The following is a 24,412-nucleotide window of genomic DNA, read 5'->3' as shown; positions in this document are numbered from 1 at the left end:
GTCGGATTTCTCCTTGGCCCTCCGTATGGATGACCCACTGGAAGCCGAGCGTAATTTGTACATTGCGACGGAGCGCGGCGTCCGTCTGCCGGCCAAGGGCCGGTTTGAACTCAACGCGGTGGAAAGCATGCCGAGCGGTACCGGCAAGGCCCCTTTCTGGTTGTTTACCCGAGAAGAAATGGCGACGGTCGATGTTTAGGACACTGTTCAAACGCAAGAGCAAAGCTGACAGCACAGAGCCCGCACTGGATATCCGCAGCCAGCGACCCAGTGCCGGGGAACTGCGGGTCAAGGGTTTGAATGAAACTTTGTTCCTAGCCCCGTTACCGGTGTACACCGGGCAGGTGCAAGTGTCCCTCCGTAACTTTTCGCAGATGAATGAAACCTATCTGGAGCTGGGCGGGAACAACCGGGGGATGGTTGAGCAGGGGAAGATCCTGGCATTTGGAATCTGGTTGCCTTTGCTCACTGCATTTGTAGCCCCCAGTTTCGTAATCATGCAGGGGGTGCTTTTCTATCCAGAAAATTTCCCTACACCGTTCAATGATTTCATCGATGCGATCAAGGTATTTTCTAGTTACGCACTTCTATTCATCCTCCCAATTGGAGCCATGGTTTACGGCATGCTCTCCAACGTCTTCGCCGCGGCCAAAAGCTACCCGGTTCGGTTCAACCGCCAACGCCGCGAAGTCTGCTACATCGACGACACCACCCATCGCGTCCTGATCGTCCCCTGGGAAAGCGTGGTGGCCTGGGTCGCGAGCAGTCAGGGCATCACCAGCTACGGCGCCATGCGCGATCATACTTTTGGCATGGGCCTGGAAGACGAAGAGCACGACACCGTGCAGTTTGTGCTGTCGGCCCAACCCAGCGATGCCCATGCGCTGGGCCTGTGGACGTCCATTCGTAACTACATGGAAGAGGGGGAACTGGTCGATACGCCCAACCCCATGCTCGCCGCGCTAGGCATTACCTTGAGCGAAGACGAACTCAAGCCCTATGAAGGCCTGCACACGTTTGAAATAGAACGGCTTGATGCCAGAGCGCTAGGGCGTCTGGACGACGGCGGAGGCCATTTGACGCCCGAGGAGCGAGAGCGCTGGGGATACTCCAAACGATCCCGATGGCCCTTACGCTGGTGGTACATCAGAAGAGTGCTGGTGTTCTGGAAAATGCCCTACCTGATCGCCGAATGGGCCCACCGCAAGGGTCGCCCGACGCTGCCCGAACAGGTGCAGGCCTGGTCCCAGCCGCTGCCCCCCGAACAATGGGCCAAACCCAGCCCGGCACTGCAAAAAGCCAACGCACAGGTGAAAACCGCCATGGACAAAAAAGGCGTGAATTTTGTCGATGCCTGCAAAGCGGCGGGGCTGCATTGAGTACGTCGGGTTTCTCCTTGGCCCTCCGTATGGATGACCCACTGGAAGCCGAGCGTAATTTGTACATTGCGACGGAGCGCGGTGTACGCCTGCCGGCCAAGGGTCAGTTCAAACTCGACCCGGTGGAAAGCTTGCCGAGCGGTACCGGCAAGGCCCCTTTCTGGTTGTTTACCCGAGAAGAAATGGCGACGGTCGATGTTTAGGACACTGTTCAAGCGAAAAAACCAATCCCCGGCGCCAGAGCTCGCACCGGATATTCGCAGCTTGCCTTATCCCGAGATCATCGAATGGTCAAAACCACTCTCCCCGGAACAGTGGGTCAAACGGTCCCCGGAGATGGAACAAGCCATCGCCAAACGCGAGGCTGAACTGGCCACGATGGTCGAGCAACCGTTGCTGTTGGAAAGGTCTTAGAGACTGTCATGCCTGCACCTTCCTCCATACCAATCCCCGGACACGCTGATTTACCGGATTACGACGTGTGCCTCCCGGCGAATCTGCGCCCCGACGCCAATCGCTTGATCCGCTATCTGCACGAGTTGCCGTATCGGCGAGTGAAGTACTGCCCTTGGTGTGGCAATACCAACTTGACTCGCCAGACTCATCTGGTCCGGCAACGACTCCCGCGTTACTACTGCTGTTCCTGTCGCAAGAGCTGCAACAGTTTGAGCGATTCGCCCTTTGCACACCTGCGCCGGATGGACCTGTGGTCAACGTTTGCGGTGTACCTGCTGGCCGGTTGGTCCAGCGTCCGGATAGCGCCTCGTTTGAGGGTGAACCACAAAGTCTATTTCAGTTGGGGGCAGGCGGTCCGGGAGGTCATGGCTGAGGAGTGTCCAGAGCTGCACCAGTGGTGGACGACACGTCATTACCGGGAAAATCTGCAACCACCCGAGCACATTGCGGCGCAACAGCAAGCAGTCATCACCTGGATCGAGACGACGTTGAATGCCCAGCACGCGACGTGCCCAAGATGTGGCGGGACGAGGACCTACCGAATTAAAGGTATTCGCCCGAAGTTCAAATGTGATCCCTGCGTGACCTGCTTTTCCATTCTGTCCGGGACTCCGCTGGCCGGGATGATTCGAGCTGAACTGTGGGTCGATTTCATGAAAGGGGTGATGGATGGCGAAAGTATCCACGATCTGAAACGGCGCTCAGGTTTGGGCATGGGCGGTAGTACACGCTGGCGTGAGCAGTTTTTGTTATTGATCGAAGCGTTGGGGCACCCTGAGCTGCTGGGGTGGATCACCTGGATGCGCAGTCGTCGGCACAATGAAGTGTCCACCTTTGCGCGCCAGGGGGCGCATTTGGACAAGGCCACGCGCTCCATCTATCCACAAGGGACGCGAAAGGGCAGGTTTGTTTCCCAAAAATAAGAACTGCGCTTTTTGAATTTTCCTTTCTCGCGTTATTTACGCGACAGCGCGGCGTCGAAGACGGGGAGGGGACTCCCTCGCCACAAAGGCCCTTTAACCGCACCGTATTCAACGCTTGTTGAGCCCCCGCGCCAACCGATCCCCGCCCAGTTGAATGACTGCCACCAACACCACCAGCAACACAATCACCGTCAACATGATCTGGCTGTCAAAGCGCTGATACCCATACCGATACGCGATGTCGCCCAACCCGCCGGCCCCAATCGCCCCGGCCATGGCTGACGAGTTGATCATCGTCACCAGCGTAATCGTGAACCCTCCGACAATCCCCGGCAGCGCCTCAGGCAGCAGCACATGCCAGACAATGTGCCAACGCCGACATCCCATCGCCTGCGCGGCCTCGATCAAGCCGAAATCGACCTCGCGCAAGCTGACTTCGGCAATCCGTGCAAAGAACGGCGTCGCGGCGATGGTCAGCGGCACGACGGCCGCCCAGACGCCATACGTGGTGCCGACGATGAGTCGGGTAAACGGAATCAGCGCCACCATCAAAATCAAAAACGGTATCGAGCGGAACAGGTTCACGAACGCGCCCAAGGCGCGGTTCAGTGTTGGTGCTTCGTAGATGCCACCCTTGGAACTGGTCACTAAAAACACCGCCAGCGGAATGCCCACCAGCAGCGCGATCAATGACGACACGCCGACCATCAGGAAGGTGTCGATGAAACCTTGCAGCAAGCGATCAAACCACATAACCCAGCACCTCCACCTGTTGCGCCCACTGGCTGGCACGCTGGCTCAAGTCTTCGGCATCCAAAGTCGAGCCGGTGACCGCCAACAACAATTGCCCCAACGCATGGCCCTGAATCCGTTCCACGCCACCTTGCAGCAAGCGCACGCGACCGCCGAGGGCGCTGAACAATGCGGCCAGGTCCGGCTCGTCGGTGGCTCTGCCGGTGAACTGCAACCGCAGCACCACCGCGGCATCCGGGCTCGGCGGTTGCGACCGCAAGCGACTTTTCAGTTCTTCCGGCAGTGCGTGTTGCAGCGGCGCGAGCAGTGTTTTGCTGACCTCATGCTGCGGGTTGCCGAACACTTCCCACACCGGTCCCTGCTCGACAATTTTTCCGTGTTCGAGCACCACGACGCGGTCGCAAATATCGCGGATCACCGCCATCTCGTGAGTGATCAAAACGATGGTCAAACCCAGGCGCTGGTTGATCTCGCGCAGCAGGCCGAGGATCGATTGGGTGGTCTCCGGGTCCAGCGCTGAAGTGGCTTCGTCGCACAGCAAAATCGCCGGGTCATGCACCAGCGCGCGGGCGATGCCGACGCGCTGTTTCTGTCCGCCGGAAAGCTGCGCCGGGTAGGCCTTGTGCTTGCCTTGCAGGCCCACCAGCTCCAGCAGTTCACGTACCTTTTGCTCGCGTTGGTCCTTGGGTACACCGGCGACTTTCAGCGGCAGTTCGACGTTCTGCCACACGGTTTTGGCCGACATCAGGTTGAAGTGCTGGAAGATCATGCCGATCCGTCGACGCAGCGCCACCAGGCGATCTTCATCGAACTCGCCGATGTCCACCTGATCGATCAGCACGCGCCCGGTGCTCGGTTGCTCCAGACGGTTGATGGTGCGGATCAGCGACGATTTGCCGGCACCGCTGCGGCCGATAATGCCGAACACTTCGCCGTGCTGGATCGCCAGGTCGATGCCGTGCAACGCCGCCACCGGGCCTTGCTGGCCGTTGTAGGTTTTGCCCAGGCCGATGAAGCGCACATGAGCCCGATTGAGCTCCGGGTGCAGTTCGGTGTGTTGAGCGTTTTTGAGCTCTGGAATTTCCAGTCGCAGTTGGGTGGCTGCCGTCATTCTCAGCTTTCCCAACCGGCTTGGTAGAGCTTGCCATGGGCCTTGTCCAAGGCTGCGCGAACGGCCGGCGAGTGCTGATAAATGTCGACGAACTTGATCAGGCGCGGGTCGGTTTTACTCTTGGGCTGGATCACGAACTGGATCACGTATTCCTTGTGGTCGAGGCCGTCGAACAGCAGGGCAGAGCCGGCATCGAAGGTCTTCGCCAGGCGAATGTAGGCCGGGTAGCCCTGGACCAGATCGGCATCGTCATAGGCGCGCACCAGTTGCACGGCTTCGACCTGAAGGATTTTGATGTTCTTCGGGTTAGCGATGATGTCGTCTTCGGTGGCCTTGTAGCCGACGCCCGGTTTCAGAGTGATCAGGCCGGCCTTGGCCAACAGTTGCAGACCGCGACCGCTGTTGATCGGGTCGTTGGCGATGGCGACGCTGGCGCCTTGCGGGAGTTCGTCGAAGCTTTTGTATTTCTTCGAGTACAGTCCGACGTTGTTGATGATCCCCGGCGCGAACGGCACCAGGTCAAAACCGGAAGCGGCCTTGGCGTTTTCCAGGAATGGCACGTGCTGGAAATAGTTCACGTCGATGTCACCGGCCGCCAGGCTGACGTTGGGCGCGATCCAGTCGCTGAACTCCACCAGGTCGACTTGCAGGCCTTGTTTTTTAGCTTCTTCGACGGCGGCTTCCAGGGGGATGGCGAAGGCGGCGGTGGTACCGATTTTCAACGGCGCGTCGGCGGCGAATACCGCAGAGCTGAACAGGCCGAGGGCCAGGGCCAGTGCTTTGACTGGTTGAGAGAGGTAGTTCTTGGTCATGATGGTTATTCCAGTCAGGGCATTAGATGCGGGGTGTTTGTTAGGGCCTCATCGCTGGCAAGCCAGCTCCTACAGGGTTTTGTGAACGCCACAGATCCACTGTAGGAGCTGGCTTGCCAGCGAATCTTTTAGCGGCGAAACGCCGATCCGGTGTGTTGCTCAGGCAAATGCGCTTCGCCCTGAAACAGCTTCTGCCGCAAGCTGCCCTGGTCATAAGCGGTCTTGTAGGACCCTCGGCGCTGCAACTCCGGGATCACCAGTTCAATGAAATCCACATAGCTTTCCGGGGTGACAATCCGTGTCAGGTTGAAGCCGTCCAGGCCGGTTTCGGCGATCCACGATTCCAGTTCGTCCGCCACTTGCCCGGGCGAGCCGACCACCGTGATGTAGCGCCCGCCTAGGGCGTGTTGTTCGAGCAATTTGCGCCGGGTCCAGTCGTTGTTTTGCAGGTTTTTGGTCGCCGACTGGATCGCGTTGCTCTTCACGTACTGGATCGGTTCGTCGATGGCGTATTCGGAAAAATCGATCCCGGTCGACGCCGAAAAATGCGCGACGCCGGCCTCGGCACTGGCATAGCTCAGGTACTCGGCGTGCTTGGCCCAGGCCAAGTCTTCAGTGGCGCCGACAATCACGTTCAGGCCCATGAACACCTTGATGTCCTCGGGATTACGCCCGGCCTCGACGGCGCTGGCGCGAACCTTGTCCACCTGGATTTTGGTCGACGGTTTGTTCTGGCCGCTGATGAACACGCACTCGGCATGGCGCCCGGCGAACAGCAAACCGCGATCAGAACTGCCGGCCTGGAACAACACCGGTGTGCGCTGCGGTGAGGGTTCGCACAGGTGATAACCCTCGACCTGATAGAACTCGCCCTTGTGCTCGACCTTGTGCACTTTCTCCGGTTGCGCGTAGATCCGCTGCTCACGGTCGTTGAGCACCGCGCCGTTTTCCCAGCTGCCTTCCCAGAGTTTGTAGAGCACCTCCAGGTATTCATCGGCCTGGTCGTAACGGCGGTCGTGCTCGACCTGTTCGCTCAGGCCCATGGCTTTGGCGGCGCTGTCGAGGTAGCCGGTGACGATGTTCCAGCCGACCCGGCCACGGCTCAGGTGATCGAGCGTCGACATGCGTCGGGCGAACAAATACGGCGGTTCGTAAGTGAGGTTGGCGGTCAGGCCGAAGCCGAGGTTTTTGGTCACGGCAGCCATGGCCGACACCAGCAGCAGCGGGTCATTGACCGGCAACTGGATCGACTCTTTCAGTGGCACATCCACCGAGTTCTGATAGACGTCGTACACACCAACGATGTCGGCGATGAACAAACCGTCGAACAGCCCGCGCTCCAGCAGTTGCGCCAGTTCGGTCCAGTATTCGATGGTCTTGTACTGCGTGGAATTGTCCCGTGGATGCGTCCACAGGCCATGGTTGATGTGCCCGATGCAGTTCATGTTGAACGCGTTGAGCAGGATCTTCTTTTTGCCATTGGCCATCAGATGGTCCCTCGTAATGGAGGGTTTTCATCGTTCAGGTAGTAATTGCCTACTGCGTGATACTTCCAGCGCACCGGGTCGTGCAAGGTGTGCACGCGAGCGTTGCGCCAGTGGCGATCCAGTCCGTGCTCGATCAGCGTCGCCTGGCTGCCGGCCAGTTCGAACAGCGTGCTGCCGGCGGCGAGGGATATTTCGGTGCTGATTGCCCGGGCTTCCGCGACGGCAATCGAGGCGGCGGCGACGGTTTCGGCGTTGGTTTCGGCTTGAGCCTTGTCGAGGAATTCGCCGGAGCGTTCCAGCAGGGCTTCGGCGGCGTGCAGGCGAATGCTCAAGTGACCGAAACTTTTGAGGGTCAGCGGGTCGTCGGTGGCTTTTTCATGCGTGGCGTCGATCCACGGCCGGGTTTTGGTCCGTACAAAATGCAGCGCATCTTCATAAGCTGCGCGGGCGATGCCGGTGTCGATGGCTGCGTGGAGGATCTGCGCCAGCGGGCCGACAGTGGTCGGGCGTTCGAAAGCGCTTTGGAACGGGATCACGTCCTCGGCTGCCACAGGCACGTCTTCGAACACCACCGAACCGCTGCCGGTGGTGCGCTGGCCAAAGCCGCTCCAGTCGTCGATAACCGTCAGGCCTTGGCTGTCGCGAGGCACGAACGCCAGTTGCTGCACGCCGTTTTCATCCACCACCGAGGTCGGGATGCGTTGTGCGTAAATCGCGCCGGTCGAGTAGAACTTGCGACCGTTGATGCGATAGCCGTCACCGTCGCGTTTGAGGCTGGTGACGCGGTCGTGAGCGGTTTTCGTACCGAGCTCGGCGAGCGCATTGCCGAAGCGCTGGCCGGCCAAGACTTCGGCATACAGGCGTTGTTTTTGCTCATGGCTGCCGTTCACGCGCAGCACTTCGAGGGCATAAAAATGGTTTTGCGGGATTTGCCCGAGGGAACCATCAGCCTGGGCAATCAAGGCGATCACCTTGGCCAGCGTCACGTTGGACACGCCGGCGCCGCCATACTCCTTCGGTACGCTGATACCCCAGAGGCCTGAGCGGGAAAACACCTCCAGTTCCGGGTGCGGCAAACGGCGTTCGCGGTCGCGTAGCGCGCTGTCGCGTTTGAAGTCGTCGGCCAGATCACTGGCGACGACCAGGGCTTGCTCATCGCTGGTGATGACCGCGACGTGGTGAGAAAAAGTCATGTGTTTCTCCAGAGATCTGGTCAAAAGGGTACTGGTCGTCAGATCCAGGAATGCCGCGCCGGCAAGGTGCCGTTGAGGTGATAGGTGCCGACCGCGTGATATTTCCAGCGCACCGGGTCGTGCAGCGTGTGCACGCGGGCGTTGCGCCAGTGGCGGTCCAGGTTGAATTCGGCAAGGGTGGCGCGGCTACCGGCCAGTTCGAAGAGCTTTTCGCTGGCCAGCAGCGAGATTTCGGTGGTCAGCACTTTGGCTTCGGCCACGGCAATCGACGCGCGGGCCGCAGACTCTACTGTGAGGGGCGCGGCGTTGACCTGATCAAGCACATGCCCGGCCTTGCGCAGCAGCGCTTCGGCGGCGTGCAACTCGATTTTCAACTTGCCGATATCCGCAATCACGTAAAGGTCATCACTGGCTCGTTCGACCTTGGCGTCGATCCACGGACGCGCTCGGGTTTTCACGAACTCGATGGCATCGTCGATGGCCCCGCGGGCAATCCCCGCATCGATGGCGGCTTGAATCAGTTGCGACACGGCGCCCTGGAGGTTCGGCTTCTGGTTGATCTTCCAGTTATCCACCACCAACTCTGCGTCGACCCGCACGTTATTGAGCAAAATGGTGCCGCTGGCGGTGGTGCGTTGACCGAAGCCCGACCAGTCATCAACGATGCGCAGCCCCGGCGTGCCGCGACGGACGAAGGCCAGCACTTGCTTGCCGTCATCGTTCAACGCTTTGACCGCGACCCAGTGGGCGAACAGCGCGCCCGTGGAGTAAAACTTCTGGCCATTGAGGACAAAACCGTCGCCGTCGGCGGTGATTCGCGCCTTGAGTTCCAGAGTGTTTTTTGTGCCGCGCTCGGGGCCCGCATTGCCGATACGCCAGCCGTCGAGCACGCTTTTGAACAGCTGTTTTTTCTGCGCTTCTGTGGCGCTGCCCAGCACCAGGTTGAGAATGCCGAACTGGTTCTGCGGGATCTGTCCCAACGCCGGGTCTGCCGCGGAAATGATCGCGAAAACCTCGGCAATTGTGACGAACGCAACCTGTGGGCCGCCGTATTCACGCGGGATGGCAATGCTGCCTAAGCCGCTGCGGGTGAACTGTTCGATTTCCGACCATGGCAACTTACGCTGGCGGTCACGTTTGGCCGCGTGAAGACGGGCGACGTGCGCCAGTTCATGGGCAGCTTCGATGGCTTGAGCGTCGTTGCGCAAGACCTGTGCGGGCAACAACAACGGGGCGACGTCCAGATCACTGTGGACGATTGCATCTGCCAGACTGGACATCAGTGCCGCTCCTTGGCTGCACGCAATGCCCTGGCGATCTGCACTGGGGTGATTGTGTTCCGGACCATACCTACCTACCTCACATCTCATGGGATCGTCGCGTGGGTTGCGACGAATAAAAACAAGAATGTCCGGTGGTCCGGTTTATATACCCTAAGCGCGTATAAAAAATTAATAAACTAACTTTTAGGAATATGCATAGAAGGGGTGTCGCACACCCATTTGATGAGGTGGCACATACCCCCGTAGCAGCTGGCGAAGCCTGCGTCCGGCTGCGAAGCAGTCGTAAATCCTCAGTCCGCGATCAACCTGAATGACCGCATCGCTTGATTTTGCGACTGCTGCGCAGCCGGACGCAGGCTTCGCCAGCTGCTACAGGATCGAGCTCTCCCAGTGCCACAAGGATTTCAGCGTTTGCGGGGTTCAGCCGCCATCAGCAACTCCTTTGGCCGAACCTTCAGGTACGGATTGGCGCAGCCAATCTTCAGCCAGCGCGGCGGCGCCCAGCGCGAGTTGTTACCCACGCGGTCGAGGATGCAATACGTCACTTCCAGCCGCAGGTCTTCGCCGGCTTCGAGGATTATCGCCGGCGGCACCCAGACCTGAATCGGCTGACCCACCTCGCTTGACTTGAGTCGGGGCAGGTCCATGCGCACGTCGCCCCAGCGCAAGGTGATTTCGTCGTCGGTGGCCATGTTCAGGTAAGGCTCGATGGTCAACGGTACGCCGCGCTTGATCTGGTTTGGGTTGACCCCTTGGCGGCGGATAGTCTCGGGGATACCCACGGGCGCCAGGCTTTGGTTTTCGTCGCCGCACTGGGCCGATAACGGGCCGCCAGGGCAATCCAGTTTGATCTGCACGCGCGTCGCCGGTGACAGCGCAGGCCCTTGCCCAACCTGCATGATCTTGTAGTGGATGCGTGCGCAACCGTTGGCAATGAAGCTTTCCGGCACTCGCAGACTGAGCACGTTGCCGCGGTCGTCGGCAGTCAGCACCCTGGAGGCGACGTAGCAGTTGTTCCAGTACAGTTCGATGAGGTCGCCTGCGTCCATCCCGGGGTAGGGCGCCACGTCGATCATAAGATGAGCCGCCGAGATCATGTTGACGCCGGCCTTGTGCGATTGCGCCAGGGTCGGGGCCGCAAGTTCGGGTGTATTCGAAGTGCTTGTCATGGGGTTTCTCCTTGAGGCCTTGCAGCGAAGTTCCGTTTCTGAAAGATCAAAAGGCGTGCATTACCCAGCAACAAATCTGCTTATTATTTGAATGTTAAATAATGCTGAAGTGCAAAGGTTTACGCCTGTTGGTGACTAGATAAGAGTGCGCTTGAATAGGTGTCAATAGAGCTTGCTAGTTAAGTGTTGGATCTCCTGTTATTCAGAATAATCCTACAGGCTGAAGTTAATATGCTGCATCGCGCTGTCGAACATGGCTACGAATTTAGCGGTGTTCGACGCAGATGGTGGCTTGGGCTCGCTCGGCGGCGAGCGTCGGGTTTAGCGAATTCTAGGCGAGAAAGATCTGTTGCAGGACATATATATGTACCGCACAAGGCATCAGTTGAATTATTTAAAGTGCGAGTGTGGCGAGTAGGCCGGAAGAGATTTTGCTGGCGGGATAGTTGTCACTTCCGTCCATGGAAGTTAACAAGTAGTGATGATGCTTCTCAGGCGTGAGTGTTGTTCAGAAACTTGCTGAGGAACTGTTTTGTCCGCTCTTCTTTCGGATTGGCAAACAACGCTTTTGATTCGCCTTGCTCGACGATTACTCCCTTGTCGAAAAACACCACGCGATTGGCCACGTCCCGGGCGAAGCCCATTTCGTGGGTGACGATGACCATGGTGCGTTTCTCCTCGGCCAGGCCGCGGATAGTTGCCAACACTTCACCGACCAATTCCGGATCGAGCGCCGAAGTCGGCTCATCGAACAGGATCACTTCCGGCTCCATCGCCAGCGCACGGGCAATCGCCACACGCTGTTGCTGACCACCGGACAGGCGTCGCGGGTAAGCATCTTCCTTACCCGCCAGACCGACCTTGGCCAAGAGCTTTTTGCCCAGGGCAACGGCTTCGGCGCGGGGGATCTTCTTTACGATGATCGGGCCTTCGATGACGTTTTCCAGAGCGGTGCGATGCGGGAACAAGTTGAAGTTCTGGAACACGAAACCGACGTGTTGGCGCAAGCGTCGTACCAGGCCTTGCTGCTGGTTCAGCGGACGGCTGCCATCGATCTCGATGTCACCGACCTTGATCCGGCCGCTGGTGGGCTCTTCGAGAAAATTCAGGCAACGCAGAAACGTGGTTTTACCCGAGCCGCTAGGCCCGATGATCGCCACGACTTCGCCTTCCTTCACTTGCAGATCGATGCCGTTGAGCACGACTTGACCCTTGAACTGCTTTGTCAGTTTTTCCACGACAATCATGGGGTCAGGACTCCTGGTCGTGCCGATTGACCCGCTCTTCCAACTTGTTCTGCAGGTGCGACAGCACCGTGGCCAGAATCCAGTAGATCAGCGCGGCGGCAAGATACATGGTGAAAATTTCAAAGGTGCGAGCGGTAATCAGCTGCGCCTGACGGAACAGTTCCGGCACTTGAATGGTGGCGGCCAGCGCCGTGTCCTTGACCAGTGAAATGAAGCTGTTGCCCAGCGGCGGCAAGGCCGTGCGCATCGCTTGCGGCAGGATGGCCCGGCGCAGGGTTTGCGCACGGGTCATGCCGATACTCGCGGCAGCTTCCCACTGGCCGCGCTCGATGGAGCTGATCGCGGCACGGAGGATTTCGCAGGCGTAGGCGGCCATGTTCAGCGAGAAGCCGATCAGGGCCGCCGGCAGCGGATCAAGTTCGATACCCAGTTGCGGCAAGCCGTAATAGATCACGAACAGTTGCACCAGCAACGGCGTGCCGCGAAAGAACGACACGTAGATGCGGGCGATCCAGCTCACCAGCTTGAAGCGCGACAGGCGCATCAGCGCCAGGCCGAAACCCATCACCAGACCGAAGAACATCCCGCCCAGGCTGAGGATCACTGTGTAATACGCGCCCTTGAGCAGAAAGGGCGCGGAATCCAGTGCGAGTTGGAAAGCTTCTTCCATTATTGAGTGACGTCAGCGCTGAAGTATTTTTCCGAAAGCTTTTTCAGCGTACCGTCGGCACGCAGCTTGTCGATGGCCTTGTCGATTGCGGCAAGCAACTCAGGCTCGCCTTTGCGCAGGGCAATACCGGCTTCCTGGCGGGAGAACGCTTCGCCGGCGGCGGAAGTGTCCTTGGCCTTTTTGGCGTATTCCAGCGCAGCGAGGCGGTCGATCAGAATAACGTCGATGCGGCCGACGCGCAGGTCCTGGAACTTGGTCGGATCATCGTCATAGGTTTTGATGTCGGCTTTTGGGACGTTTTCCTTGACCCATTGCTCGTAGTTGGTGCCCAGGCCTACTCCGACTTTCTTGCCAGCCAGGTCGGCGGCGGTCTTGACGGTGTCTTTGTTCTTGGTCAGGGTCAGCGCCTGAATCCCGGAGACGGTATATGGCGTGGAGAAGTCATACTTCTTCTTGCGCTCTTCCGAGATGGTCACCTGGTTGATCACCACGTCCAGACGCTTGGATTCCAGCGCTGCGAGGATGCCGTCCCATTTGGTTGGTTGCAGTTTGGCCTTCACACCCAACTCTTTTGCCAGAGCTTCAGAGAATTCGACTTCGAAGCCGGACAGTTTGCCGTCGGCGTCGACGAAGCTGAACGGTGGATAAGTGCCTTCCAGACCGACGTTGATCACGCCAGCGTCCTTGATTTTTTGCAGTTGCTCACCGGCAACCGCCTGGCCCAGCAACCCGGCGCTCAGTGCCAGGCCCAGTGAACCGACCAGCAGGTTTCGACGTAATGCGGAAAAATTCATGACAAGCCCCTGTGTTTTCTTATGGAAGACGCTTTTAGGAATGTTGGCAAAATCGGGAGTTGGACGACTGCATATCCTGCCCTAAAGCAGCATATGCGTCTCGCTGCAAATTCGCCTGCGGCGCGACTATATGACGACACCTTTAGATTGGAAAATACTGAATGCTGCTCTAGTTATTCCCCAATCGTATAGATGATCGGCTACAAAAAGTCTTTGTAGGCAAACAACGCGGGTGCGCCACCGGTGTGCAGGAAGATAATCGGCCCCTCATCGAAGCGCCCTCGTCCAATACCATCGAGCAACCCGGCCATGGCCTTGCCGGTGTAGACCGGGTCCAGCAGTAAACCTTCCTGGCTCGCCAGCAGTTTCACCGCCGCCAGTGTTCCGGCATTTGGCTCGCCATAGCGTGGGCCGAAATATTCGTCCCACAGTTCAATTTTGAAACTCGCTGGCAGCTGCACGCCCAGCAGTTCTGCCGTGCGCTCGGCGAGGCCCTGGACTTTCGGTCGCTGATCTTCATCGCTACGGGAAACCGTGACCCCGATCACTGGCAATTCCGGCAGTGCTTCACTCAGCGCCAGCGCCAGACCGCTGTGGGTGCCGGCGCTGCCCGATGCGAGGACCACGGCGGCAAACTTCAGGCCGGTGTCCTTGATCTGTTCGGCCAGTTCCAGCCCGGCGCGTACATAACCCAACGCGCCCAACGCATTCGAACCACCAATCGGCACCAGGTACGGCTTCTTGCCGTTGTTGCGCAGGCGCTCGGCCAGGGCTTGTAATTGCTCGTCGGCGTTATCGAGGTTTTCCACCAACTCGACCTTGGCATCGAACAGGTCCAGCAACAGGCGATTGCCGTTGCCGACATAGTTGGCGTCGTCGGTGCCCAAAGGGTTTTCCAGCAACGCGACGCAACCCAGACCCAGTTTGGCGGCAATGGCCGCTGTCTGGCGTACATGGTTGGACTGGAGCGCTCCCGCGGTGATGAGCGTGTCGGCACCTTGTGCCAGTGCATCGGCGGCGAGATATTCAAGCTTGCGCAGCTTGTTGCCGCCCATTGCCAGCGGCGTCAGGTCATCGCGTTTGACGTACACATCGCGGCCCAGCCAGGTCGACAAACGTTCAAGTTTTTCCAGGGCAGTAGGGTGGCCGAGTAAATCGAGACGGTTAAAGCGAGCGAGCTGTTGTTTGATCATGGGTCCGTACTGGCGCAGAAAGATTGTCAGGACTATAGGCACGCCCATTTGCCTGGGCAACCGCCAATCGCTTATAGCCAAAGATTCTGAGCTCTGCACAATTGGTTCTTAATTCGGCCTCAAGACCTTGCCGTAAAGTAAACGCCGTCAGTGCGGCCAGACAGTCCGGCCGCCCGTGAGGAGTTTTTACCGTGAGCGAGCGTTCCAGTCATTGGCAATTGCAGACCATCGTCAGCCAACTGCGCGCGGCGCGTGACGAGTGGCGCGCACAAAATGGTCGGGCCAGCACCGAGCAGGGCGGGCGTGAATTACCTTCGCGTGCGGCCATGGCGCAGATTCTTGAAGCGCTCTGCGGGGCGCTATTCCCGATGCGCCTAGGGCCGGTGGATTTGCGCGAAGAGAGTGAAAACTTCTACGTCGGCCACACCCTTGATGTGGCGTTGAACGCGCTGCTGGCGCAGGCACGGCTCGAATTGCGCTATGCCGCTCGCCACAGTCAGCAGGCGGACGCTGAGATCGAGGCCAACACCATTGCGATCATTCAGGACTTCGCGCTCGCCTTGCCAGGGCTGCGCAGGTTGCTGGATAGCGATGTGCTGGCGGCCTATCACGGTGACCCGGCGGCGCGCAGTGTTGATGAGGTGTTGCTCTGCTACCCGGGCATTCTGGCGGTGATTCACCATCGCCTGGCCCACCATTTGTACCGCGCCGGGTTGCCGTTGCTGGCGCGCATCAGCTCGGAAATCGCTCACTCGGCCACCGGTATCGACATTCACCCTGGCGCGCAGATCGGTCGCAGCTTCTTCATTGACCACGGGACGGGCGTGGTGATCGGCGAGACCGCGATTATTGGTGAGCGGGTGCGGATTTATCAGGCGGTCACGTTGGGCGCCAAGCGTTTCCCGTCTGATGAGGACGGTCAGTTGCAGAAAGGCCATCCGCGCCATCCGATTGTGGAGGATGACGTGGTGATCTATGCCGGGGCGACGATTCTGGGGCGGATCACGATTGGCAAGGGCTCGACCATCGGCGGCAATGTCTGGCTGACCCGCAGCGTGCCGGCGGGGTGCAACCTGACTCAGGCGAATTTGCAGCATGATGATGGGACGCAGAAGTAAGTCGCGAAATCTGCGCTGACTGATCCGCCGCCATCGCGAGCAGGCTCGCTCCCACAGGGTTTTTGTGGTGTTCACAATGATGTGGGCTGACACAAATCCACTGTGGGAGCGAGCCTGCTCGCGATTGGTTTCAAACCGGACCGAGATAATGGCATTCAGCCAATTCTCCACTGAACGAATCCTCAAAACCCCGCGTCATTTCCATCCTTGAGCTAGCTTACAAGCACGACCGCCGAGCCTCGGGATTAGTCCTTAGCCCCCTATCCATGTTTAACTTGAACGTTCATTCAAGTTAAACCGGCGGTTCGCTGCCCGCTCACAACAGGAGGCTTGCCTTTGCTGAGTCCGATTTCTACAGCCACGTTTTACCCCATCGAGGTGCACGTTTCATGAGTGCATCGTCCCTTCCTCCCAGCGGCCTGATCCGCATGAACCCGCCGGTGTTCTACTTCTCGGCGAGCTTCATTCTGCTCTTCGGCATTGTCGTTATCGCCATGCCTGAACAGGCCGGTGCCTGGCTGCTGGCGGCGCAAAACTGGGCGGCCAATACGGTCGGCTGGTATTACATGCTCGCGATGACCCTGTATCTGGTCTTCGTGGTGGTCACCGCCTTGTCCGGCTACGGCAAGATCAAGCTCGGTGCCGACCACGACGAACCCGAATTCAGTTACCTGTCCTGGGCCGGCATGCTGTTCGCCGCCGGAATCAGCATCACGCTGTTTTTCTTTTGCGTATCCGAACCGCTGACCCACTTGGCGCAACCACCGCAAGGCGAGGCCGGTACGGCGGATGCGGCACGTCAGGCGATGCAGATTCTGTTTCTGCACTGGGGCCTGCACGGCTGGGGTGTGTTCGCCTTTGTCGGCATGGCACTGGCTTATTTCGCTTACCGACATAACCTGCCACTGGCCCTGCGTTCGGCGCTGTATCCGCTGATCGGCAAGCGCATCAACGGCCCCATCGGTTATGCGGTGGACGGCTTCGGCATCATCGCCACGGTGTTCGGTCTCGGTGCCGACATGGGTTTCGGTGTGCTGCACCTCAACTCAGGGCTGGATTACCTGTTCGGCATCGCCCACACCCAGTGGATTCAGGTCGGCCTGATCACGTTGATGATGGGCGCGGCGATCATCGTCGCCGTGTCCGGCGTCGATAAAGGTGTGCGGGTGATGTCCGACATCAACATGCTGCTGGCCTGCGCGCTGCTGCTGTTCGTGTTGTTCGCCGGCCCCACGCAGCACCTGCTCAATACTCTGATCCAGAACGTCGGCGACTACCTCGGCGCTTTGCCGATGAAGAGTTTCGACCTGTACGCTTACGACAAACCCAGCGACTGGCTCGGTGGCTGGACGGTGTTCTACTGGGCCTGGTGGATCGCATGGTCGCCGTTCGTGGGCTTGTTTATCGCGCGGATTTCCCGTGGCCGCACCATCCGCGAATTCGTCTTCGGCGTGCTGTTGATCCCACTCGGCTTCACCCTGGCGTGGATGTCGATCTTTGGTAACAGCGCCATCGATCAGGTGCTCAACCACGGCATGAGCGCGCTCGGCATGTCGGCCATCGACAACCCGTCGATGACCCTTTACCTGCTGCTGGAAACTTACCCGTGGAGCAAAACCGTGATCGCCGTGACGGTGTTCATCAGCTTCGTGTTCTTTGTTACCTCGGCTGACTCCGGCACGGTGGTGCTGTCGACGTTGTCCGCCAAGGGTGGCAACCCGGATGAAGACGGGCCGAAATGGCTGCGGGTGTTCTGGGGCGCGATGACGGCGCTGGTGACCAGTGCGCTGTTGTTCTCCGGCAGTATCGATGCGTTGAAGTCGGCGGTGGTGCTGACCTCGCTGCCGTTCTCGCTGATCTTGCTGTTAATGATGTGGGGGCTGCACAAGGCGTTCTACCTGGAGTCCCAGAAGCAGATCGCGCAACTGCATTCCCTGGCGCCGGTGGCCGGCTCACGACGCGGTGGCTGGCGTCAGCGCTTGAGTCAGGCGGTGCACTTCCCGTCCCGGGATGAGGTGTACCGTTTTCTCGATACAACAGTGCGGCCGGCGATTGAGGAAGTGTCGGCGGTGTTTGTCGAGAAGGGTTTGAATGTGATCACGCAACCGGACCCGGCCAACGACAGCGTCAGCCTGGAAATCGGTCACGGTGAACAGCATCCGTTTATTTATCAGGTGCAGATGCGCGGCTATTTCACGCCATCCTTTGCCCGAGGCGGCATGGGGTCCAAACAACTCAACAACCGCCGTTACTACCGGGCAGAAGTGCATTTGAGCGAAGGCAGTCAGGACTACGATCTGGTGGGTTACACCAAGGATCAGATCATTAACGACATCCTTGATCAGTACGAGCGGCATTTGCAGTTTTTGCATTTGGTGCGTTAGCCGAGCGGGGCCTGTTTCAGGCCTCGGCGCTCATCACCATGAACAGCACCAGCGCTGCCACCGGCACACTGAACACCGCCGTGCCGATTGCCAGTTCTGAACTCAGGGGGTGGCCGGCAGTGACCACGCCGATGGCACCGTTGATCACCGTCAATGCCAGCCACAGGACCACAAAGCTGTAGGTCAGTGTCTGGCGGCTGAAGCCGATTTTCTCGCCGATGAACAGCATCATGGCGAGGAGGGCCAGGCCGAAGGTGATGATGATGGCTGTGTGCATGGTGGGTTCACCTGGTCGTTGTTTGTTGCCTGATAGACCGCTATCGCGAGCAGGCTCACTCCTACAAGGATCACCGCGATTCCTGTAGGAGTGAGCCTGCTCGCGATGGGGTCACTGCGGTCTTCACTTGAGCATAGTTAAACCAACCCACCATTAGCGCGCAAAATCTGCCCATTGACCCAGGCCGAATCCGGCCCCACCAGAAACGACACCACGCGAGCAATATCCTCCGGCTGACCCAGGCGCTCCAGCGGAGGCATCTTGGCGAAGTTTTGAATCTGTTCTTCACTTTTGCCGTGCAAAAACAACTCGGTCGCAACCGGCCCTGGCGCCACGGCATTCACGGTGATATTGCGCCCGCGCATTTCCTTGGCAAACACCTGAGTCAACGATTCCACCGCCGCTTTGCTGGCGATGTACACCGCGTAACCCGGCAAGTTCAGGCCGACGGTGCTGCTGGAGAAGTTGACGATGCGCCCGCCACTGTTCAATCGCGTCGCCGCTTCGCGCAAGGTGTTGAAGGTGCCGCGTGCGTGGATGTTGAAGGTTTGCTCGAACAATTCATCGGTGTGTTGCGCCAGTGGCATCACCTTTAGGATGCCGGCGTTGTTGATCAGCACGTCGACTTTCCCCAGTTGTGTTTCGGTCTCGTCGAACATCCGGCGCACGTCGTCAGCGTTGGCCACATCAGCCTTGATCGCTATGGCTTGATGGCCGGCCTGGCGCAATTCCACCACCAGGGCCGAAGCTTCGGTGGCGCTGCTGGCGTAATTGATGGCGACGGCGAAACCGTCGCTGGCCAGCTGTTTGGCAATCACGGCGCCGATACCGCGGGAGGCGCCGGTGACGATGGCAACTTTCTGAGTAGTCATGAGGTTGATTCCTGATGAGATGGTTGGCTTGGTGTGAAGCCAGATTCACATGTTTACTCAGGCCGATAAATGCACGAGAGTTGCCTTGACTGTTCAATAATCGCCAACAATCGGAGCCCCACGTGGATCAAGTCAAAGCGATGAAGGTCTTCGTGCGGATCTACGAGCGCAGCAGCTTTACCCTGGCAGCCGAAGACCTGAACCTGCCGCGCGCAACGTTGACGCACACCCTGAACCAGTTCGAAGCCTGGCTCGGCACGCGGTTGCTGGAGCGTAGTACGCGCAAGGTGCGTCCGACGCTGGACGGCGAGGCCTACTATTTACGCTGCGTGCAACTGCTGGCGGAACTGGAAGAGGCCGAGCTGGCGTTTCGCGGCTGCGCACCGAAAGGCCGGTTACGCGTCGACCTGCACGGGACGCTGGCGAAAAGTTTTGTGATCCCCGCATTACCGCAATTCATGGAGCGCTACCCGCAGATAGAACTGTCCATCAGCGAGTCCGACCGCTTTGTCGACTTGATCGCCGAAGGCGTCGACTGCGTACTGCGCGCGGGCACGTTGAGTGATTCGGCACTGATCGGAAAACGTATCGCGAATCTGCGCCAGATCACCTGCGCCAGCCCCGCGTACTTGCGCAAATTCGGCGAACCGAAAACCCTCGATGACCTCAAACATCACCGCGCGGTGAACTACGTCTCGCGCACCACCGCCAAGCTGTTTCCGTTCGAATTCATGGTGAATGGCGAACTGAAGGAAGTCGCCATCGACGGCGCGCTTTCAGTGTTCGGCGCAGAAATCTACGCCGCCTCCGCCATCGCTGGGCTGGGGCTGATCCAGTGCCCGCATTACCGGATGGAAACCCAGATTGCCCAAGGGCTGGTGCGGGAAGTCCTCACCGATATGCCGCCACCGCCGATGCCGGTTTCGGTGTTGTATCCGCACAACCGACACATGTCGCCACGGGTTCGGGTGTTTGTGGATTGGTTGGGGGAAGTGTTTGCGGGGGCCATTTGAGAGCAGATCGTTCCCATGCTCCGCGTGGGAATGTATCCCGTGACGCTCTGCGTCACTTCGAAAAGCGGAACGCGGAGCGTCCCCTGGCTGCATTCCCACGCAGAGCGTAGGAACGATCGTCTTTGAAACGTTTCAGCATTTTCTCGAGTCCGAGGTTTATCGGCGTTTGTCTGGGCGTATGCTGGGCAACTTGCGACGCAGTCGATACCGCATTCAAGATCGACAAGAGAGGATTCGATGACCTACACCGCTGCCGAAAACCGCTACGATTCCATTCCTTACCGCCGCGTAGGTCGCAGCGGTTTGGTGCTGCCGGCGCTGTCTCTGGGGCTGTGGCACAACTTCGGTGACAGTACGCCGATCGACACCCAGCGCTCATTGTTGCGCACGGCGTTCGATCTGGGCATCAATCACTTTGACCTGGCTAACAACTATGGCCCGCCGTACGGCAGCGCCGAGATCAACTTTGGTCGTTTGTTGCGTGAAGATTTCAAGCAATATCGCGATGAGCTGATCATCTCCAGCAAGGCGGGTTGGGACATGTGGCCCGGTCCTTACGGGCAGGGCGGTGGTTCGCGTAAATACGTGCTGGCCAGCCTGGATCAGAGCCTGCAGCGTCTGGGGTTGGAGTATGTGGATATTTTCTACTCGCATCGTTTCGACCCGGATACGCCGCTGGAAGAAACTGCCAGCGCACTGGCCACTGCAGTGCAGCAGGGGAAGGCGTTGTACATCGGCATCTCGTCGTATTCCGGGGTGAAAGCCCGTGAAATGGCGTCGCTGTTGAAGGAGTGGAAAGTGCCGCTGCTGATTCATCAGCCGGCGTACAACCTGCTCAATCGTTGGATTGAAAAAGACCTGCTGGACGTCACCGACGAACTCGGCACTGGCGTGATTGCCTTCACGCCGTTGGCGCAGGGGCTGCTGACCGACAAATACCTCAACGGCATTCCGAAGGATGCGCGGGTCAATCGTCCGGGTGGTGCTTCGTTGCAGTCTTCGCACTTGTCCGAAGCCAACATCGCCCATGTGCGTGGGCTCAACGAAATCGCCAAGGGGCGTGGGCAGAGTTTGGCGCAATTGGCGTTGGCGTGGACGCTACGCGATCCACGGGTGACGTCGGCGCTGATCGGCGCGAGCCGGCCGGAGCAGATTATCGAGAACGTCGGGGCGTTGAAGAATTTGAGCTTTAGTGCGCAGGAACTGGCGGAGATTGACCGGTTTGCCCATGAAGGCGGGATCAATCTTTGGGAGAAGCCTTCGACGGCTGAGTAAGCACGTGCGAGGGGAAAAGGCCGAATCTCGCATCCCATCGAGGGAGAAGGGATGCGAGATTTTTTTTGAGGGGAGACGAGATCGTTATTTTTTGCTTGGGAAGCCGAGTATCTCTGCTGTTTCGTTGAAAAAAGTATCCCTTGCAGATCTCTTTCTGAGCTGCATGTTGATCACCTGCGATTGATCTGGGAGGGTAAAGTAGCCCTTATCCAGGCTGCAAAGGCTTTCAAGAGTTGGCAAAGGCAATCCCAGTAGCTGTCTGACTTGAGATCGGGAAAGTATTTTATTTTCCACGAGCATTTTCACGGCTTGAGCAATTAACTGTGGCCTTTCAAAATCGAAATCACCATCCATAGGCTCTCCCTTGACCCAGCCTCTTGCTGACCTGGCTTTCCACAATCTTGTTGTCGTGGTGTCGTTGATTATCTCTAGGTCTAGACATCTACGAACCATCGCGGCCACAGACACCTTCCAGCGTGGTTTCAATGCTAGCAAGGTATCCAGCGTAGGCCAGCGAATCTCCCTCAGGAAACTCTCTGCTGGCATAAGGAATGCGCTTGCAAATCGATGTGCCTGTGATTCCAGCAACGCGTAATTCGATTCGTACTGTTCCTTGGAAATATGCCGATGGAGAACGATATGCCCAAGCTCATGGGCTGCATCGAATCGATTTCGTATGCCGTTCGCCTTGTCTGCCACAAGGAGTACATAAGGTCGCTGATCCAGTTCATACCAATTTGATACGCCATCCATTTTCAGGTGGCCTAGTGTGGTTCGAGCGCAGACGATCCCCGCATTCTCCAGAACCTGAACTACATTGGGTATGGGAGCGATTCCCAGGCCCCATGCTTGACGGCATTCGCTAGCCATCCGTTCGATTTCTTCATCGGAAATCAGCAGGCAATTGCTTTCTTCCAAATGAGGGACATTAACGGCGACGAACTCAAGGCTTTCCTGAAGCTTGTACGAGATGTCTTGAAGCCACTCTAAACGTACCTCTGCTATTTCTCTCGCGTTAGCGGTAGTACTCACCTGCGAGCGGAAGAAGAACGGCGTGTTTTCACTCGTTACGATTTGCTCTTCTAGCAGCCAGTTTTCACTGACGCCAAAGACCTCGCATAACCGCTGGAATGCATCGGCTTCGGGAACCTGAAGCCCGTTCTCCCATTTAGAAATATTTCCAGAGGCGCGTCCCACCATTTCGGCCAAGGCGGTCTGGGTGATACCACATGTGAGCCGTAACTGCTTGAGACGCTCGGACTGAAAGCCCGCGACTCCAGTTCTCATGGTTCACCTCTTGGAATTTTGCTCATCATCAATTTTGTCTTCGATTTCTTCAGCGCGGCGCATCTTATCTCGCAATTTCACCAATTCAATCGGTTTCTGATCAATTGCTTGGTTATCAGAATAGCCTTGAAGAAGCTCTTCGAGCGTGCAATTCATATGGAAGCCTTTACCGTTGAAATAAGGTATGGCCATCACGATCGCCACAGGCTCTGATTGATCTGCTGAAATTGGCGGTGGTGCGTGGACTACGACAAGTGCATGGATCAGTTGTTCGGAAACGGTGTGGGACAGTCCATCAATCCAATCCATCTGGGGTGAGGCTAACGATTCGTTCAGCGTTTTCAGTTCACTGCGGTGTTTCGCAGTGCGCACTTCCTTTTGCCAAGGCAAAACGACAGATGTAATGCGCAGCTTTCCCAGTTCCAATAGGACGTAATTGTGCCCTTTGGGGTCGGTTGATTTGATGAGCGGATTCCAGCGGGTCATGCCCGCCAAGGCTTCCTGAGCAAGTGAGTGGCGCAAGTGTCCCCGTAGGTCTGCGGGAGGGGTATGAATCAGGAGATCCTGCGCTACTTTCGAAGCTTTTTGGAAGGTTTGCGGAATTAAGACGCCAAGTTCCTCAAAAAACTCTCTATCAACTTGCGCACGTATGAAACCTTGAAGTTCTTCCTTTGTGACCATGCGTTTCACCACTCACTATTCGGTAAGCGGATTTTTACTGTATTTTTATTCGTTATGGAAGGGGTGCCTGTTTTTTTGTACAGCTAGTAGACGAGTGGTGTCGTAATTTCGAATGTTACTCAGAATCAGGTATCACCGAAAAAACGGCACATCCCCCAACACCGTCGCCCGCTGCATCACTCGCCGCGCCGGGCGGTAGTCATCCACCGCGTAATGCTGAGTCACGCGGTTATCCCAAAACGCCACATCATCCTTTTGCCAGCGCCAGCGAATGGTAAATTCCGGCCGCGTGGCATGGGCGAACAAAAACTTCAGAATCGCGTCGCTCTCGGTGTCCGACAGCTCATTGATCTTCGACGTGAACCCTTCATTGACGAACAACGAGCGCCGTCCACTCACCGGGTGTGTACGAATTACCGGGTGCGATAAAGGCGGATTCTTGCGCCGCGCCTCTTCCCACTGAGCCAACGCTTCGGGCGTATTGCCATAACGCTCCAGCGGAAACGAACGGGTGAAGTCGTGGGTAGCGGTCAACCCTTCAAGCAAGCTTTTCATCGGTGCCGACAGCGCTTCATACGCGGCAATCCCGCTGGCCCACAACGTGTCGCCGCCAAACTCCGGTAGCAGCTTGGCGCTGAGCACCGCACCCATGGCCGGGGTCGGCAGGAAGGTCACGTCGGTGTGCCAGATTGCGTTATCGCGAACGTCGGTGACGGCGGTGTCGAGGATCAGCACTTCCGGTTGTTCCGGCACATTCGGGTAGATTGGGTGAATATGCAGGTCGCCAAAACTCGCGGCAAATCTTGCCTGCTGTTGTGGGGTGATTGGCTGGTCGCGGAAGAACAGCACTTGATGCTTGAGCAGCGCCTGCTCGATGGCGTCGCGTTGCTCCGGGGTCAGCGGTTGGCTGATGTCGACGCCGCTGATTTGTGCGCCAAGGGCCGAGCTGAGGGGGACGATTGTCAGGTTACTCATGGTCTTTCTCTTCAATCCTGGGTGCCGAGCTTTTGTAGGAGTGAGCCTGCTCGCGATGGC

General features: G+C 58.1%; 25 protein-coding genes. 9 read left to right on the top strand and 16 right to left on the bottom strand.

Annotated elements, in window-relative coordinates:
* Positions 1-25: 25 nt before the first annotated feature.
* From AC1DWM_RS13480 to AC1DWM_RS13460, 5 genes are all read left to right on the top strand, one after another.
* Positions 26-199, top strand: coding sequence for a hypothetical protein (locus tag AC1DWM_RS13480; protein ID WP_477795380.1), 174 nt, complete (start codon positions 26-28; stop codon positions 197-199).
* On the top strand, positions 192-1,379 hold the full coding sequence (locus AC1DWM_RS13475; RefSeq protein WP_477795379.1) for a DUF6708 domain-containing protein: 1,188 nt from the start codon (positions 192-194) through the stop codon (positions 1,377-1,379). The genes AC1DWM_RS13480 and AC1DWM_RS13475 overlap by 8 nt, the downstream gene beginning before the upstream one ends.
* A gap of 29 nt (positions 1,380-1,408) precedes the next feature.
* On the top strand, positions 1,409-1,582 hold the full coding sequence (locus tag AC1DWM_RS13470; RefSeq protein WP_477795378.1) for a hypothetical protein: 174 nt from the start codon (positions 1,409-1,411) through the stop codon (positions 1,580-1,582).
* Positions 1,575-1,793 carry a hypothetical protein gene (locus AC1DWM_RS13465; protein WP_477795377.1) on the top strand — a complete coding sequence of 73 codons (219 nt, stop codon included), beginning with the start codon at positions 1,575-1,577 and terminating at the stop codon, positions 1,791-1,793. Before AC1DWM_RS13470 ends, AC1DWM_RS13465 begins: the two co-directional genes overlap by 8 nt.
* A 251-nt stretch (positions 1,794-2,044) precedes the next feature.
* Positions 2,045-2,758: a transposase gene (locus AC1DWM_RS13460; RefSeq protein ID WP_477795376.1), complete on the top strand. Its 714-nt coding sequence runs from the start codon at positions 2,045-2,047 to the stop codon at positions 2,756-2,758.
* Between the two features lie 108 nt (positions 2,759-2,866).
* On the opposite strand, the gene AC1DWM_RS13455 is transcribed toward AC1DWM_RS13460, so the two are convergent.
* From AC1DWM_RS13455 to AC1DWM_RS13405, 11 genes are all read right to left on the bottom strand, one after another.
* Positions 2,867-3,511 (bottom strand): methionine ABC transporter permease, encoded by a 645-nt coding sequence (locus AC1DWM_RS13455; RefSeq protein WP_046031334.1) that lies wholly within the window; start codon positions 3,509-3,511, stop codon positions 2,867-2,869.
* The gene (locus AC1DWM_RS13450) at positions 3,501-4,622 is read right to left on the bottom strand and encodes a methionine ABC transporter ATP-binding protein (protein WP_477795375.1); all 1,122 of its coding nucleotides are present in this window, start codon (positions 4,620-4,622) and stop codon (positions 3,501-3,503) included. The genes AC1DWM_RS13455 and AC1DWM_RS13450 overlap by 11 nt, the downstream gene beginning before the upstream one ends.
* Before the next feature lie 2 nt (positions 4,623-4,624).
* Entirely contained in the window at positions 4,625-5,434 is an 810-nt protein-coding gene (locus AC1DWM_RS13445) for a MetQ/NlpA family ABC transporter substrate-binding protein (RefSeq protein WP_477795374.1), read from the bottom strand.
* 128 nt (positions 5,435-5,562) lie between these two features.
* Entirely contained in the window at positions 5,563-6,921 is a 1,359-nt protein-coding gene (locus AC1DWM_RS13440; RefSeq protein ID WP_477795373.1) for an LLM class flavin-dependent oxidoreductase, read from the bottom strand.
* A complete protein-coding gene (locus AC1DWM_RS13435; RefSeq protein WP_477795372.1) occupies positions 6,921-8,114 on the bottom strand; it encodes an SfnB family sulfur acquisition oxidoreductase in 1,194 nt (397 codons plus the stop codon). Before AC1DWM_RS13435 ends, AC1DWM_RS13440 begins: the two co-directional genes overlap by 1 nt.
* Before the next feature lie 38 nt (positions 8,115-8,152).
* Entirely contained in the window at positions 8,153-9,394 is a 1,242-nt protein-coding gene (locus AC1DWM_RS13430; protein ID WP_477795371.1) for an SfnB family sulfur acquisition oxidoreductase, read from the bottom strand.
* Positions 9,395-9,801: 407 nt separating this feature from the next.
* The gene (locus AC1DWM_RS13425; RefSeq protein ID WP_477795370.1) at positions 9,802-10,566 is read right to left on the bottom strand and encodes a hypothetical protein; all 765 of its coding nucleotides are present in this window, start codon (positions 10,564-10,566) and stop codon (positions 9,802-9,804) included.
* A gap of 491 nt (positions 10,567-11,057) precedes the next feature.
* Complete coding sequence (gene tcyN / locus AC1DWM_RS13420) at positions 11,058-11,813, bottom strand: L-cystine ABC transporter ATP-binding protein TcyN (protein ID WP_223514592.1); 756 nt, start codon at positions 11,811-11,813, stop codon at positions 11,058-11,060.
* A gap of 4 nt (positions 11,814-11,817) precedes the next feature.
* Positions 11,818-12,483 (bottom strand): cystine ABC transporter permease, encoded by a 666-nt coding sequence (gene tcyL, locus AC1DWM_RS13415; protein WP_007949224.1) that lies wholly within the window; start codon positions 12,481-12,483, stop codon positions 11,818-11,820.
* Entirely contained in the window at positions 12,483-13,277 is a 795-nt protein-coding gene (tcyJ, locus tag AC1DWM_RS13410) for a cystine ABC transporter substrate-binding protein (RefSeq protein WP_223514594.1), read from the bottom strand. Before tcyJ ends, tcyL begins: the two co-directional genes overlap by 1 nt.
* Before the next feature lie 200 nt (positions 13,278-13,477).
* The gene (locus tag AC1DWM_RS13405) at positions 13,478-14,470 is read right to left on the bottom strand and encodes a D-cysteine desulfhydrase (RefSeq protein ID WP_477795369.1); all 993 of its coding nucleotides are present in this window, start codon (positions 14,468-14,470) and stop codon (positions 13,478-13,480) included.
* 191 nt (positions 14,471-14,661) lie between these two features.
* On the opposite strand from AC1DWM_RS13405, the gene epsC reads away from it, so the two are divergent.
* Together epsC and betT are read left to right on the top strand one after the other, a co-directional pair.
* A complete protein-coding gene (epsC, locus tag AC1DWM_RS13400) occupies positions 14,662-15,588 on the top strand; it encodes a serine O-acetyltransferase EpsC (protein WP_223514599.1) in 927 nt (308 codons plus the stop codon).
* A gap of 428 nt (positions 15,589-16,016) precedes the next feature.
* On the top strand, positions 16,017-17,972 hold the full coding sequence (betT, locus tag AC1DWM_RS13395) for a choline transporter BetT (RefSeq protein WP_223514770.1): 1,956 nt from the start codon (positions 16,017-16,019) through the stop codon (positions 17,970-17,972).
* A gap of 16 nt (positions 17,973-17,988) precedes the next feature.
* Here the strand turns inward: betT and AC1DWM_RS13390 are convergent, their stop codons facing one another.
* Together AC1DWM_RS13390 and AC1DWM_RS13385 are read right to left on the bottom strand one after the other, a co-directional pair.
* Positions 17,989-18,249 carry a hypothetical protein gene (locus AC1DWM_RS13390; protein ID WP_223514602.1) on the bottom strand — a complete coding sequence of 87 codons (261 nt, stop codon included), beginning with the start codon at positions 18,247-18,249 and terminating at the stop codon, positions 17,989-17,991.
* A 137-nt stretch (positions 18,250-18,386) separates the two neighbouring features.
* Entirely contained in the window at positions 18,387-19,121 is a 735-nt protein-coding gene (locus tag AC1DWM_RS13385) for an SDR family oxidoreductase (protein WP_223514605.1), read from the bottom strand.
* A gap of 122 nt (positions 19,122-19,243) precedes the next feature.
* Here AC1DWM_RS13385 and AC1DWM_RS13380 point away from each other — a divergent pair, with 122 nt between their 5' ends.
* Together AC1DWM_RS13380 and mgrA are read left to right on the top strand one after the other, a co-directional pair.
* Positions 19,244-20,134 carry a LysR family transcriptional regulator gene (locus AC1DWM_RS13380; RefSeq protein ID WP_223514608.1) on the top strand — a complete coding sequence of 297 codons (891 nt, stop codon included), beginning with the start codon at positions 19,244-19,246 and terminating at the stop codon, positions 20,132-20,134.
* Between the two features lie 237 nt (positions 20,135-20,371).
* A complete protein-coding gene (gene mgrA / locus AC1DWM_RS13375; protein WP_477795368.1) occupies positions 20,372-21,409 on the top strand; it encodes an L-glyceraldehyde 3-phosphate reductase in 1,038 nt (345 codons plus the stop codon).
* A gap of 84 nt (positions 21,410-21,493) precedes the next feature.
* Here mgrA and AC1DWM_RS13370 read toward each other — a convergent pair whose 3' ends face one another.
* From AC1DWM_RS13370 to tauD, 3 genes are all read right to left on the bottom strand, one after another.
* On the bottom strand, positions 21,494-22,696 hold the full coding sequence (locus tag AC1DWM_RS13370; RefSeq protein WP_223514613.1) for a helix-turn-helix domain-containing protein: 1,203 nt from the start codon (positions 22,694-22,696) through the stop codon (positions 21,494-21,496).
* 3 nt (positions 22,697-22,699) lie between these two features.
* Positions 22,700-23,377, bottom strand: a complete 678-nt coding sequence (locus tag AC1DWM_RS13365; RefSeq protein ID WP_223514615.1) for a hypothetical protein — start codon at positions 23,375-23,377, stop codon at positions 22,700-22,702.
* Positions 23,378-23,509: 132 nt separating this feature from the next.
* A complete protein-coding gene (gene tauD / locus AC1DWM_RS13360) occupies positions 23,510-24,352 on the bottom strand; it encodes a taurine dioxygenase (RefSeq protein WP_223514618.1) in 843 nt (280 codons plus the stop codon).
* Positions 24,353-24,412 lie beyond the last annotated feature (60 nt).

The sequence above is a fragment of the Pseudomonas sp. P4_C8 genome (genome assembly GCF_056401975.1).
The sequence above is the reverse complement of the archived record's forward strand: the minus strand, read 5'-3'. Positions and strand labels throughout refer to the sequence as shown.